The organism is Citrobacter sp. CK181 (assembly GCF_030333595.1).
Lineage (GTDB): Bacteria > Pseudomonadota > Gammaproteobacteria > Enterobacterales > Enterobacteriaceae > Citrobacter_B > Citrobacter_B koseri.
In genome coordinates, this window is the sequence record NZ_JAOWFN010000011.1 from 975,605 (window position 1) to 988,360 (window position 12,756).

Consider the following 12,756-nt stretch of genomic DNA (forward strand, 5'->3'; position numbering starts at 1 on the left):
AATGTTGTGAAAATGTGACAAACATTCCGATTTTCACCGTAAGCAAACTTCCTGGAATGCCGATGACTATCTAACGGGCGTGTTTTATACGCAATAACCTACAAGAGAGTCGACGGTCATGGACAACACATCAACGATGCAAGCACCGCATAAGCTGGGTTTTCTGCATCATATTCGGCTGGTTCCGCTGTTTTCCTCCATTCTCGGTGGCATCCTTCTTCTGTTCGCACTTAGTTCCGGGCTGGCGGGGTACTTTCTGCTACAGGCAGATCGTGACCAGCGGGATGTGACGGACGAAATTCAGGTGCGGATGGGCTTATCCAACAGTTCTAACCATCTGCGTACCGCGCGTATCAATATGATCCATGCAGGCGCGGCGAGCCGCATTGCTGAAATGGACGACATGAAAGCCAATATCGCTGAGGCGGAGAAGCGGATTAAGCAGTCACAGGAAGGCTTTAACGTCTTTATGGCGCGGGCGGTAAAAACACCGGCGGACGAAGCGCTGGATGCGGAGCTGAATACCCGTTTCAAAGCCTATATCGATGGCCTGCAACCTATGTTGAAATACGCCAGAAACGGCATGTTCGAGGCGATTATCAACCATGAAAATGAACAGGCCAGACCGCTCGATACCGCGTATAACACCGTATTGCTCAAGGCGATTGAGCTACGCACGGCGCGCGCGAATCAGCTTAGCGACCAGGCGCATCAGCGCAGCCAACTGGGATTGATGTTCATGATTGGGGCGTTCGCGCTGGCGCTGGTGCTTACGCTACTGACGTTTATTGCGCTCCGCCGGACGGTAATCAACCCTCTGCAACGTGCTGCACAGCGTATTGAACAGATTGCCGCAGGCGATCTCACCATGCCGGATGACCCAACCGGACGCAGCGAAATCGGTCGCTTAAGCCGCCATCTCCAGAAGATGCAGTCCTCTCTGGGGCAAACGGTGGGAACGGTACGTCAGGGGGCGGAAGAGATTTATCGCGGCACCAGTGAGATTTCCGCCGGCAATACCGATTTGTCATCGCGTACGGAAGAGCAGGCCGCAGCAATTGAACAGACCGCAGCCAGCATGGAAGAGCTCACGGCCACGGTGAAACAAAATGCGGACAACGCGCACCATGCCAGCAAACTGGCGGAAGACGCCTCCGGCAAAGCCAGTCACGGCGGTCAGATGGTGTCTGGCGTCGTGAAAACAATGGGCAATATCTCCAATAGCTCGAAGAAAATTTCCGAGATCACCGCCGTCATCAACAGCATCGCTTTCCAGACCAATATCCTGGCGCTTAACGCGGCGGTCGAAGCGGCGCGAGCGGGTGAACAAGGGCGTGGCTTCGCCGTAGTCGCCAGTGAAGTGCGCACGCTGGCAAGCCGCAGTGCGCAGGCGGCGAAGGAAATTGAAGGGCTGATCAGCGAATCGGTCAGACTGATTGACCAGGGCTCCGGGGAAGTCGTCGCAGCAGGCAACACCATGAATGATATTGTCGATGCCGTGCGACGCGTAACGGACATTATGCTGGAGATCGCCGCAGCCTCTGATGAGCAGAGCCGTGGGATTGTGCAGGTGAGCCAGGCGATTTCCGAGATGGATAAGGTCACGCAGCAAAACGCCTCGCTGGTCGAAGAGGCCTCTGCCGCCGCCGCATCTCTGGAAGAACAGGCTGCTCGCTTAACCGAAGCGGTCGGGGCGTTTCGTTTGCAGGGGGGAAGTGCGATTAAACGCGCGCCGTCTGTGAACGTCGTCGCCAGTTCATCACCGCAGCCGGTAACAACCAGTGGTGATAACTGGGAAACGTTTTAAGCCTTAATATTGCCGGGTAACGACGCTAACGCGTCTTATCCGGCATTTATTTGAGGGCGCATTCAGTGCGGCATGGATTTACGGATAGCGGCGATCAGCGCCTGCGCGCCGGGAGAAAGCGGCGTGTCCACGCGGGTGAGGATGCCAATCGGTTCGCCAGCGCCCAGGGTGGGAATCGGCAGTGATACCAGCGTAGCCTGGCGCAGATCTTCTTTCACCGCGCCTGAAGGGACAAACCAGACGTAGTCATAATCAACGGTAAGCTGGCGAGACAGCGAGGCCGACAGCGTTTCGATGCAGCCAACGGGCATTTTGCAGCCCTGACTTTGTAGCAGACCTTCCGCATTCTGCCGGGGAGCGGTGCCTTTGGGCGATACGACCACCGGCCATTCCATCACACGGCTTAAGGTGACGGTTTCCTGTAACAGCGGGTGATTAGGGCGCACAACCAGCTTCAGCGACTCCAGAAACAGCAGCTCGTAATTCAGACCGCTCATCAATTCCGGGTCGGACATCCGGCCAATACCGAGGTCGATTTCCCCCGTTTTTAAGCCAGCGAGCAGCATCGGGTTATTCATGGTGGCGACCTGTAACGTCGTCTCTTTTTGCTGCTTATGGAACTGACCAATAACGGCCGGAAGGATACCCAACGCGGCGGTGGGCAATGCGCCAATGCGCACCACATCATTATTGAGGCTTTCTTTGCGATTCAACGCCTGGCCCGCGGTATTAAGCGCATCAAGCACTTTTACCGCATGGGTGAGGAACTGTTCGCCGGGCAACGTTAACTGCGCGCCGAGGCGACCGCGCTCAAAAAGGCGGGTTCCGGTCAGTTGCTCCAGCTCGTTAAGCGTTTTAGAGAGTGCAGGTTGACTCAGGTTAAGGGTTTCAGCCGCGCGCCCCAGTGTTCCTTGTTGGGCGACAGCTACAAAAGTATGAAGATGGCGCAAACGGATGCGCTGACTAAACAAGCTATTTTTTTCCATAAGCGATGTTAAAAACAGAGCGGTGCCGGTGACAAGTAAAGTTATTGGTTTTTGATAACCTGATAGCAAAATATTATTAACATCTAACTCATTTCTTTTACAAGAAGTTTGTTTTGCTTATGTTTTGTACGATTCACAGTGATGTGAGAATAATGACAATGCGTGGCGCAGAAAGCGACAGGTCATAACGTGAGTTCATACTTGAAAGAGACATCAAGCGGGTTCACAATCCTGTGCAGGGTGATGGCGTTCCACCTTATTCCAACCGCCTCGTTTCAGTAGGCTGATGACGCCTGATATGACTCTTTATCACCAGGAGCGTGTCGGGCTGGTCAATACTCTTCCGGTTCCTCATGCTTTTTCCAACAGGAAACAACAATGATATATGTAATTGGTCACCTCAATCCTGATAGCGATGCTATCTGTACGGCCATGATGACGGCGCGCTGGCTGACGTTGCGCGGGCAGGAGGCAGTGGCGTTCCGCACGGGGGAAGCCAACCGTGAGACGCAGTTTATTTTTGCGCAAGCGGGGTTGCCCATTCCTGAACGATTAAGCGTTCCGCTCACCGATCGGGACGTCTGGCTGGTTGATTTTACCGAACCAGCCCAGGGGCCGGATTCTTTAGCGCAGAGTAACGTTGTTGGCATTATTGACCATCACCGCTTAGGCGGGTTGATCACCCGACTGCCGCCGGAAGTGTGGGTAAAACCTGTTGGCAGTAGCGCGACATTACTGTGGCAACTGATGACGGATGCCATTCGAAAACAGCTTTCACCCGCAGAAGCGACGTTATTACTGGGCGCCGTCCTGAGTGACACCGTCACGCTTCGTTCGCCGACAACGACCCCGGATGACCGCCTTGCGGTGGAATCGCTCAGCCAGCTCGCCGGTTTGTCTCTTGAACGCTTTAGCCGCGATCTTCTGTACGCGAAAACCAGCGTGGAAGGGATGAGCGCCAGCCAGCTTCTTCAGAAGGACATGAAAACCTTTACTGTCCACGGGCAGCGGGTTTGCGTGGCGCAGCTTGAGCTGTATGCGCTGGAACAGGTTGATGCGATGATGGACGACCTGCGTGAGGAAATGGCGCGCTATGCCGCCGGGGCAGATGCGGCGCTGGTTGTTCTGATGCTCACGGATATCAATCTCGGTTATTCCCGCCTCTGGTTTGCCGGAGATGCCCAGCCGGATGTCCCGCACCCCTGCGAGGTGGAAGGGATGCTGAGCCGTAAGAAACAGATGCTCCCCTGGCTGGAACATCACCTGAATCCGCACAGGTGAGATCACACTTTGTAAATTCTTCCCACCAGAGTGAACGGCGTTTTCTACACTCCAGGTAATATTCACTGGAGGCATGACATTATGGCGAACACCATCGCGGCTGATGAGATTCGGGAACACTTTTCGCAGGCAATGTCAGCAATGTACCAGCAGGAAGTTCCACAGTACGGTACATTGCTGGAACTTGTCGCTGATGTGAATCTGACGGTACTGGAAAATAATCCCACGCTGCATGAAAAGCTGGCCAACGCGGATGAGCTGGCGCGGCTGAACGTTGAACGGCATGGTGCGATTCGGGTGGGTACGGCGCAGGAGCTTTCCACCTTGCGCCGAATGTTTGCGATTATGGGGATGTATCCCGTCAGTTATTACGACCTTTCTCAGGCGGGCGTTCCCGTTCATTCCACCGCCTTTCGCCCCATTGACGATGCGTCGCTTTCCCGCAACCCGTTTCGCGTCTTCACCTCGCTATTACGGCTGGAGTTAATTGAGAACGCGACGCTGCGCCAACGCGCGGCGGATATTCTGGCGAAGCGCGATATCTTTACGCCGCGCTGTCGCGAACTTCTGGACGTCTTTGATGCGCAGGGCAATTTTACCGGGGCGCAGGCGCGGGAGTTTGTGCAGGAGGCGCTGGAGACTTTCCGCTGGCACCGGCACGCCACGGTGGACAGGGAAACGTACCAGGCATTACATAATGAACACCGTCTGATTGCTGACGTGGTGTGTTTTCCCGGGTGCCACATTAACCACCTGACGCCGCGCACGCTGGATATCGACAAAGTGCAGTTGATGATGCCGGAATGCGGTATCGAACCCAAGATCCTGATTGAAGGGCCGCCGCGCCGTGAGGTGCCGATTCTGTTACGCCAGACCAGTTTCAAGGCGCTGGAAGAGTCGGTGCTGTTTGCCGGTGAAACGGAGGGCAGCCATACGGCACGTTTTGGTGAGATTGAACAGCGCGGCGTGGCGCTGACGCCTGAAGGACGGCGGTTGTACGATGCGTTACTGCATAAGGCGGGGACGGGCAAAGATAATCTTACGCATCAGCTGCATTTGCAGGCGGTCTTTAACGCTTTCCCGGACAGCGAATTTTTACTGCGCCAGCAGGGGCTCGCCTGGTTTCGCTACCGGTTAACGCCTGCTGGTGAATCGCACCGCCAGTCTATTCATCCGGGCGACGACCCACAGCCGCTGATTGAACGCGGTTGGGTGGTGGCACAACCCATTACCTATGAAGATTTTCTGCCAGTAAGCGCGGCCGGAATATTCCAGTCTAACCTGGGTAACGAAACCCAGGCGCGCAGCCACGGCAATGCCAGCCGCGACGCCTTTGAGCAGGCGTTGGGGTGCCCGGTATATGATGAGTTTGCGCTTTATCAGGCGGCGGAAGAACGCAGTAAACGGCGTTGCGGACTGCTCTGATCGCGGTATGCTGTCGGGATGTGAAGGAAAAGGAATGCGTCATGTTGAATCCCTCCATCCCGCTTGTCGAAACGCAACAGGGAAATGTCATGGGTGTCGTGCAAAACGATATCCACATCTGGCGCGGTATACCGTATGCCGCACCGCCTACGGGTCAGCTCCGCTGGCGGGCGCCACAGCCTGCCGCACCCTGGCAGGGCGAACGCCCTGCGAATACATTTTCATGCGCCAGCTGGCAGGATATTGAATATTGTCGCGAGCTTGGTGGGGGCGATCCAGGGCGTTTTTCCGAGGATTGCCTGTATCTGAACATCTGGGCGCCCGCGATGCGCCCGCAGCCGTTGCCGGTGATGGTCTGGCTGCATGGCGGCGGCTACACCATCGGCGCGGGAGGATTACCGCCTTACGACGGTTGTGCGCTGGCGAAGCGCGATGTCGTGGTAGTCACGCTCAATTATCGTCTTGGTCACCTGGGATTTTTTGCTCATCCGGCCCTTGATGGCGAGGACGGCGAATGCGTGCATAACTTCGCCTTGCTCGATCAGATCGCGGCGCTACGCTGGGTGCAGGACAATATTGCCGCTTTCGGCGGCGATGCGCAGAATGTGACGCTGTTCGGCGAGTCCGCTGGCGCGCGTAGCGTTCTGTCGCTGATGGCGTCCCCACGGGCAAAGGGCCTGTTCCATAAAGCTATTATTCAGAGTGGTTATACGTTACCGGATACGCCGCGCGAGGTCGCGCTGCAAAAGGGCATCGAACTGGCGGCGCATTTTAATTTGCCGAACGCTACTGCTGAACAATTGCGGGCGCTACCGGCGGAGGCATTCTGGCCGCTGGGCGCACCGTTGAAAATCGCGCCGACGCCGATTTCCGGCGATGCGGTATTGCCACAGCCGATGATGGAGACCTTCTTTGCCGGAAAGCAGCACCCAATGCCGGTTCTGGTTGGCTCCAACAGCGACGAAGCGAGCGTGATGGCAGTGTTTGGCGTTGATCTCGCCGGGCAGATCGCGAAATTGCGGCGCGAACGCCGACTGGGGTTAGGGCTGATCAGGCTGTTCTATCCCGGCGTGAAAGGCGATGAAGAACTGGGGCGTCAGGTCTGCCGCGATATGGCGTTCACCACGTTGGGCTATGTGGTGATGCAGGCGCAGCAGCGGGTGGGTGAACCGTGCTGGCGATACTGGTTTGACTATGTCGCGGAAACTGAACACACAACCTACGCCAACGGCGCCTGGCACGGAAATGAAGTGCCGTATGTCTTTGATACGCTGACGCTGGCGGAACCCGCACGCAATTACGTGAATGACAACGATCTGGCGTTTGCCCGGCATATCGCCGATTACTGGGTTAATTTCGCCCGTCACGCCAGCCGGACCTGCGATGTTCTACATGGTCCGGTGCGCTGGCCCGCCAGCGTTCAGGGGCGGGATCGCTTGTTACGCATCGGACTGAATAAATTTGCCGGTTTTAAAGTAGAGAACCGCTTTATGGGTGCGCGGATGGCGCTGTTCAAACGGGTGATGAAACATCACGTCAGTCTGGAATAATGGCGAGATGTTCGGCAGGTTGCGCTTTTCATAACCTGAAAGCGCGCCATCTGTATTTACACGGTATTCAGTCTGTTCTTATCGACATAAAATATTTTGGCTTTTGTACAGATTATCGACAGCCAACAATTGGATTATTAATGAATTTTGTCTAGAGTGAGCGGTCAGAAACGTTGTACTTCTTGCCGCTGATAGAGACCAGCGCGGGACCATTCACACGACCAGAAGGACTCACTTTCAGGTATGGATCGTAGACGATTTATTAAAGGTTCAATGGCAATGGCCGCCGTGTGCGGTACGAGCGGTATTGCTTCACTCTTTTCCCGCGCCGCTTTCGCGGCAGAGTCTGATATTGCAGATGGTCAAACCGTCCGTTTTGACTTTTCCGTTCTGCAATCAATGGCGAACGATTTAGCGCAAAAGCCGTGGGGCGGCGAACCCCGGGCGTTACCTAATACGCTGGCGAATCTGACGCCGCAGGCCTACAACAGCATTCAGTACGATGCGGCGCACTCTCTGTGGAACAACATCGAAGGCCGCAAGCTGGATGTGCAATTTTTCCACGTAGGAATGGGCTTTCGTCGTCGCGTGCGTATGTTCTCGCTTGATGCCAGCACGCATCAAGCGCGCGAAATTCATTTCCGCCCGGAACTGTTCAAATACAACGATGCCGGTGTCGATACCCGTCAACTGGAAGGGCAAACCGACCTTGGCTTCGCGGGCTTTCGCGCCTTTAAAGCGCCTGAACTGGCGCGTCGCGACATCGTCTCCTTCCTGGGGGCAAGCTACTTCCGCGCGGTGGATGACACTTATCAGTACGGGCTGTCCGCGCGAGGCCTGGCGATAGACACCTATACCGACAGCAAAGAAGAGTTCCCGGACTTCACCGCATTCTGGTTTGAGACGGCGAAACCGGGCGACACCACGTTTACCGTGTACGCGCTGCTGGACAGCCCAAGCGTCACTGGCGCCTATAAATTTGTGATCCACTGCGAAGAGAGTCAGGTGATCATGGATGTGGAAAACCACATTTATGCGCGTAAAGACATCAAGCAGTTGGGTATCGCGCCAATGACCAGCATGTTCAGCTGCGGCAACAATGAACGCCGGATGTGCGACACTATTCATCCGCAAATTCACGACTCTGACCGCCTGGCCATGTGGCTGGGCAATGGCGAATGGATCTGCCGTCCGCTGAATAACCCGCAGAAATTGCAGTTCAACGCCTATCTCGACAATAACCCGAAAGGGTTCGGCCTGCTGCAACTTGACCGTGACTTTTCCCACTATCAGGACATCATGGGCTGGTATAACAAACGCCCAAGCCTGTGGGTGGAGCCGCGTAACAAATGGGGGAAAGGGTCTATCGGCCTGATGGAAATCCCGACGACCGGTGAAACGCTCGATAACGTGGTGTGCTTCTGGCAGCCGGAAAAAGCGATCAAAGCGGGCGATGATCTGGCATTCAAATACCGTCTTTACTGGAGCGCGCAACCGCCGGTTCGCTCGCCGTTGGCGCGCGTGATGGCGACCCGTACCGGTATGGGCGGTTTCCCCGAAGGGTGGGCGCCGGGTGAACACTACCCGGAAAAATGGGCGCGCCGCTTTGCCATTGATTTTGTCGGCGGCGACCTGAAAGCCGCTGCGCCGAAGGGGATCGAGCCTGTCATTACGCTGTCTAACGGCGAAGCGAAACAGATTGAGATCCTCTACGTCGAACCGTTCGATGGTTATCGCATCCAGTTTGACTGGTATCCGACGTCAGATTCGACCGACCCGGTGGTTATGCGTATGTTCCTGCGCTGCCAGGGGGACGCCATTAGCGAAACCTGGCTGTATCAGTATTTCCCGCCGGCGCCGGATAAGCGTCGCTACGTTGATGACCGCGTGATGCGTTAATCCGCTCTGCTGCCCCGAGCCGCTACACTGCTGGCGGCTCTTTTCTCCCGACGATTCCCGGCGCATTTTCTGCTCATTATTTAAACTCGATCCCGTTCGCATTATTCCTTATGTCAAATGCGTAAGCTGACGGTGTGTACTTCAGTACACGTTTTACAGCCACTAACAGGGAGTGCGTATGTTTCCAGAATACAGAGATCTGATTTCACGACTGAAAACCGAGAATCCTCGCTTTCTTTCCTTGTTCGAAAAACACAACACCCTTGATCATGAGATTGCCCGGCTGGAAGGTTCTGACGGCAGGGGATACAGTTTGGATATTGTTCGTCTGAAAAAAGAGAAACTCCATCTGAAGGAGGATCTGCTCAGAATATTGCAGAAAGAAAGTTTGAATGAGAGCTGATTCGTTGTAGGCACTGCGCAGTCTTTGTCCTGCTTAAAAGGGCTTCCTGACAGACAAGGAAGCCCTTCCTGTTTTCAGGTATACGGGCAAGTCTGTGATAAGCTAATAAATCCTGCTGTTGTCACCGTAAAGGATGGAGAAATGGCTGAAGTCATCACGATCAGCGAAACACTGGAACTGCGAGCGGTGGAAGAGTGCCATGTTACGCCGTTACATCAACTGGTGCTTAAAAACAAAGACTGGCTACAGGCATCGCTAAACTGGCCGCAGTTTGTCGCCAGCGAAGACGATACGCGCAAAAATGTGCAGGGTAATATGATGTTGCACCAGCGCGGCTACGCCAAAATGTTCCTTATCTTTCAGGAAGAGGAGGTGGTGGGCGTCATCTCGTTTAATCTGATAGAGCCGTTGAATAAAACCGCCTATATCGGTTACTGGCTGGATGAATCTCACCAGCGGCAGGGTATTATGTCGCGCGCGCTTCAGGCGTTTATCGGCCATTATGCCGGGCGCGGCGAGCTTCGACGCTTTGTGATTAAATGTCGTGTTGCGAACCAGGCGAGCAACCAGGTGGCGCGCCGCAATGGTTTTGAACTGGAAGGATGCCTGAAACAAGCGGAGTTTCTCAACGGGGAGTATCACGACGTTAACCTGTACGCCCGCATTATCGAGAACGCCTCAGAGTAACCCTGCCAACGGTGTTCGTGTAATATGCTGTTCACCGTTAATCACTTTTGGGCCACGCAGATGGATGCTGTCGCCATCAAAGGTTTCGATCGTCGCCCGATCGGTGATTTCCACATGATGCTCAATCAGCACGTCCCCCAGAATGCGGGCATGGCCTTCGATCAGGATATGATCGTCAAGCAGGACAGGGCCGCCGCGTAGTTCGGCATGACCACCGACCAGAACGTGATGTTTCAATACGCAGTTACCTTCAACCGTCGCGTGCTCCGCCACCTGAGCACTGTAACGCAGCGTAGGGATGGCATCTTCCTCCGTTCCCGCAATAACGCGGGCGTGACCGTACACTTTGGCACAGTCGCAAAGCCAGACGTTATTCTCTTCATTTCCTTCAACGATCGCGAAATCAAACACTTCCGCGCGGTGTTCAATAAACGCCTGGGTGACTATCGCATCGCCGTAGATTTGCGCCTGATGGACAATGCGCGAGCTGCTGACGGTGGCGCGATCGTAGATTTGCAGCGTCAGGTCGCTTTCCTGGGTTAGGCCTTTTGCGGCGATAATCTCCGAATGGTGCAGAATACGAGCGTCGCCAGACAGATGACATTCACCGCGAACGACCGAATTCTGCACGGTGACGTTGTTGCTTATCCGGGCGCCGTGACTGACCTCGGCCAGATCAATCCAGACGTTATCACCGATTTGCACGCGATCTCTGATGATGCAGGCCTGGGTGATGCGGGCGTTGCCAGAAATCATCGCCCCGGCGAATGCGAGGGCATTCTCGTCGTAAATCCAGCAGTGTCCTTCTTGCGCCAGCACGCTTTCGTCGTCTACCCAGCCGCCAGCGGTTCCGGCTTTGACGTCGTTAAAGTCGGTAAGGGCAATGATCTGGCGTAGCAGGACGCTTTTCTTGTGGCCGTTATCCTGATAACTAAAGGCACGCGATTCTTCACTCAGGTGATATTTGCTCATGGGGAATTTCCCTTTGCTCGCTTAAGATAACCGTAGCAAATTTTTCAGCACTGGCTAAACAGGGCGAAATTCCATAAAATGCATTTAAAATATACTTTATAAATTAAACAAAATGAGTAAGAACAAGCAGAGCGACCGGGTGCTCAATCTTCCGGCTGGCTATTTTGGGATGGTACTGGGCACCATTGGCATGGGCTTCGCGTGGCGCTATGCCAGCCATATCTGGCCCGTCAGTCACTGGATTGGCGATGGCCTGGTGATCCTGGCAATGATCATCTGGAGCTTGCTGACGCTTGCCTTTCTTAACCGTCTGCTGCGTTTTCCACAGAGCGTACTGGCGGAGGTACGGCATCCGGTAAAGAGCAGTTTTGTCAGCCTTTTTCCTGCGACCACGATGCTGGTGGCGATTGGTTTTGTCCCCTGGTGTCGTGGGTTAGCCGTGGGATTGTTCAGCATTGGCGTCGTGGTGCAACTGGCTTATGCCGCATGGCAAACGGCGGGACTCTGGCGCGGTTCGCATCCTGAAGAGGCGACAACGCCGGGGCTGTATCTGCCGACGGTAGCGAACAATTTTATTAGCGCGATGGCCTGCGGCGCGTTGGGTTACAACGACGCCGGGCTGGTCTTTTTAGGAGCTGGCGTATTCTCGTGGCTGAGTCTGGAACCCGTTATTTTGCAACGTTTGCGCAGTTCCGGTGAATTACCGGCGGTACTGCGCACATCGCTGGGCATTCAGTTGGCTCCGGCGTTAGTGGCCTGTAGCGCCTGGCTGAGCGTCAACGGCGGAGAAGGCGATACGCTGGCAAAAATGCTGTAATGCCTCTTTCTGGAGCTTCTCGTTCGGCGTTTCAGCGCTGGCGACGACAGGGCTGCATTTAGGGCACGCCAGCGCGTCGGGATTTTTTCATACGCTGGCGATTCCGTTGTTTATTTTTACCAATTTTATCATAGCGTTATTGCTCGTACGCACGTTTGCGCTGCTGATGCAGGGGAAACTTCTCGTGCGCACAGAACGCGCCGCATTACTGAAATCTGAGGATAACTAATGACCCTTCGTGACGAAAATTACTTTACTGAAAAATACGATTTAACCCGCACGCACTCCGACGTCGTTGAGGCGGCAAAGGTGGTCGCGCCGGGTAAAACGTTGGATCTGGGCTGCGGAAATGGCCGTAATAGCCTCTATCTGGCAGCGAACGGCTATGACGTTACCGCCTGGGATAAGAATCCGATGAGCATCGCCAACGTTGAGCGCATCAAAGCGGCGGAAGGGCTGGAAAACCTGCAAGCAAAGGTAGTTGACCTTAACGCGTTAAGCTTCGAAGGCGACTACGATTTTATTCTCTCAACGGTCGTGATGATGTTCCTGGAAGCGAAAACCATTCCGGGGCTGATTGCCAATATGCAGCGCTGCACCAAACCGGGCGGGCATAACCTGATTGTGGCGGCAATGGATACGGAAGATTTCCCCTGCACCGTGGGTTTCCCGTTTGCGTTTAAAGAAGGGGAACTGCGCCGTTACTACGAAGGCTGGGAATTGCTGAAATACAACGAGGATGTGGGTGAACTTCACCGCACGGACGCCAACGGCAACCGCATCAAACTGCGTTTTGCGACGCTGCTGGCGCGTAAAAGCGCATAACGCAATTTTACGATAGCGTTGCAGGCCTGATACGGCCTGCAACTCGCCGTGTTGAATTTGTGCTGGCGATACCATTTATAGTCCATCCAGATTAGTTTCCTTTT

Annotated in this window: 10 protein-coding genes, 1 pseudogene and 1 riboswitch; of the genes and pseudogenes, 9 read left to right on the forward strand and 2 right to left on the reverse strand. The window is 54.8% G+C overall.

Features of this window, described 5'->3' with window-relative positions; translation table 11 throughout:
• Positions 1–118 precede the first annotated feature (118 nt).
• A complete protein-coding gene (locus tag OGW17_RS08705; protein WP_071258353.1) occupies positions 119–1,807 on the forward strand; it encodes a methyl-accepting chemotaxis protein in 1,689 nt (562 codons plus the stop codon).
• 62 nt (positions 1,808–1,869) lie between these two features.
• On the opposite strand, the gene OGW17_RS08710 is transcribed toward OGW17_RS08705, so the two are convergent.
• Positions 1,870–2,793, reverse strand: a complete 924-nt coding sequence (locus OGW17_RS08710; protein ID WP_012132331.1) for a LysR substrate-binding domain-containing protein — start codon at positions 2,791–2,793, stop codon at positions 1,870–1,872.
• Between the two features lie 230 nt (positions 2,794–3,023).
• Positions 3,024–3,096: riboswitch (Fluoride riboswitch) on the forward strand.
• Positions 3,097–3,171: 75 nt separating this feature from the next.
• Between OGW17_RS08710 and OGW17_RS08715 the strand changes: the two genes are divergently transcribed.
• The 6 genes from OGW17_RS08715 (at position 3,172) to rimL (ending at position 10,038) form a co-directional block, all read left to right on the forward strand.
• Positions 3,172–4,074, forward strand: coding sequence for a DHHA2 domain-containing protein (locus OGW17_RS08715; protein ID WP_071258352.1), 903 nt, complete (start codon positions 3,172–3,174; stop codon positions 4,072–4,074).
• 81 nt (positions 4,075–4,155) lie between these two features.
• On the forward strand, positions 4,156–5,499 hold the full coding sequence (gene hglS / locus OGW17_RS08720) for a 2-oxoadipate dioxygenase/decarboxylase HglS (RefSeq protein ID WP_071258351.1): 1,344 nt from the start codon (positions 4,156–4,158) through the stop codon (positions 5,497–5,499).
• 41 nt (positions 5,500–5,540) lie between these two features.
• On the forward strand, positions 5,541–7,049 hold the full coding sequence (locus OGW17_RS08725; RefSeq protein ID WP_071258350.1) for a carboxylesterase/lipase family protein: 1,509 nt from the start codon (positions 5,541–5,543) through the stop codon (positions 7,047–7,049).
• A gap of 243 nt (positions 7,050–7,292) precedes the next feature.
• Positions 7,293–8,948, forward strand: a complete 1,656-nt coding sequence (locus tag OGW17_RS08730; protein WP_286452164.1) for a glucan biosynthesis protein D — start codon at positions 7,293–7,295, stop codon at positions 8,946–8,948.
• A gap of 178 nt (positions 8,949–9,126) precedes the next feature.
• On the forward strand, positions 9,127–9,351 hold the full coding sequence (locus tag OGW17_RS08735; protein ID WP_012132337.1) for an HP1242/YdcH family protein: 225 nt from the start codon (positions 9,127–9,129) through the stop codon (positions 9,349–9,351).
• A 141-nt stretch (positions 9,352–9,492) separates the two neighbouring features.
• Complete coding sequence (rimL, locus tag OGW17_RS08740) at positions 9,493–10,038, forward strand: 50S ribosomal protein L7/L12-serine acetyltransferase (RefSeq protein ID WP_012132338.1); 546 nt, start codon at positions 9,493–9,495, stop codon at positions 10,036–10,038.
• Here rimL and ydcK read toward each other — a convergent pair.
• Positions 10,030–11,010: a YdcK family protein gene (ydcK, locus tag OGW17_RS08745; protein WP_071258349.1), complete on the reverse strand. Its 981-nt coding sequence runs from the start codon at positions 11,008–11,010 to the stop codon at positions 10,030–10,032. The genes rimL and ydcK overlap by 9 nt on opposite strands.
• Before the next feature lie 112 nt (positions 11,011–11,122).
• On the opposite strand from ydcK, the pseudogene tehA reads away from it, so the two are divergent.
• Together tehA and tehB are read left to right on the forward strand one after the other, a co-directional pair.
• A pseudogene (gene tehA / locus OGW17_RS08750) lies at positions 11,123–12,056 on the forward strand (dicarboxylate transporter/tellurite-resistance protein TehA).
• Positions 12,056–12,652, forward strand: coding sequence for a tellurite resistance methyltransferase TehB (gene tehB, locus OGW17_RS08755; RefSeq protein WP_012132341.1), 597 nt, complete (start codon positions 12,056–12,058; stop codon positions 12,650–12,652). Before tehA ends, tehB begins: the two are co-directional and overlap by 1 nt.
• Positions 12,653–12,756: the final 104 nt, after the last annotated feature.

What these genes read in the sequence shown, in the direction of transcription:
- OGW17_RS08705 (WP_071258353.1), top strand. Translation starts at nt 119, where the DNA reads ATGGACAACACATCAACGATGCAAGCACCGCATAAGCTGGGTTTTCTG.
- hglS (WP_071258351.1), top strand. Translation starts at nt 4,156, where the DNA reads ATGGCGAACACCATCGCGGCTGATGAGATTCGGGAACACTTTTCGCAG.
- OGW17_RS08715 (WP_071258352.1), top strand. Translation starts at nt 3,172, where the DNA reads ATGATATATGTAATTGGTCACCTCAATCCTGATAGCGATGCTATCTGT.
- OGW17_RS08735 (WP_012132337.1), top strand. Translation starts at nt 9,127, where the DNA reads ATGTTTCCAGAATACAGAGATCTGATTTCACGACTGAAAACCGAGAAT.
- ydcK (WP_071258349.1), bottom strand. Translation starts at nt 11,010, where the DNA reads ATGAGCAAATATCACCTGAGTGAAGAATCGCGTGCCTTTAGTTATCAG.
- OGW17_RS08710 (WP_012132331.1), bottom strand. Translation starts at nt 2,793, where the DNA reads ATGGAAAAAAATAGCTTGTTTAGTCAGCGCATCCGTTTGCGCCATCTT.
- rimL (WP_012132338.1), top strand. Translation starts at nt 9,493, where the DNA reads ATGGCTGAAGTCATCACGATCAGCGAAACACTGGAACTGCGAGCGGTG.
- tehB (WP_012132341.1), top strand. Translation starts at nt 12,056, where the DNA reads ATGACCCTTCGTGACGAAAATTACTTTACTGAAAAATACGATTTAACC.
- OGW17_RS08725 (WP_071258350.1), top strand. Translation starts at nt 5,541, where the DNA reads ATGTTGAATCCCTCCATCCCGCTTGTCGAAACGCAACAGGGAAATGTC.
- OGW17_RS08730 (WP_286452164.1), top strand. Translation starts at nt 7,293, where the DNA reads ATGGATCGTAGACGATTTATTAAAGGTTCAATGGCAATGGCCGCCGTG.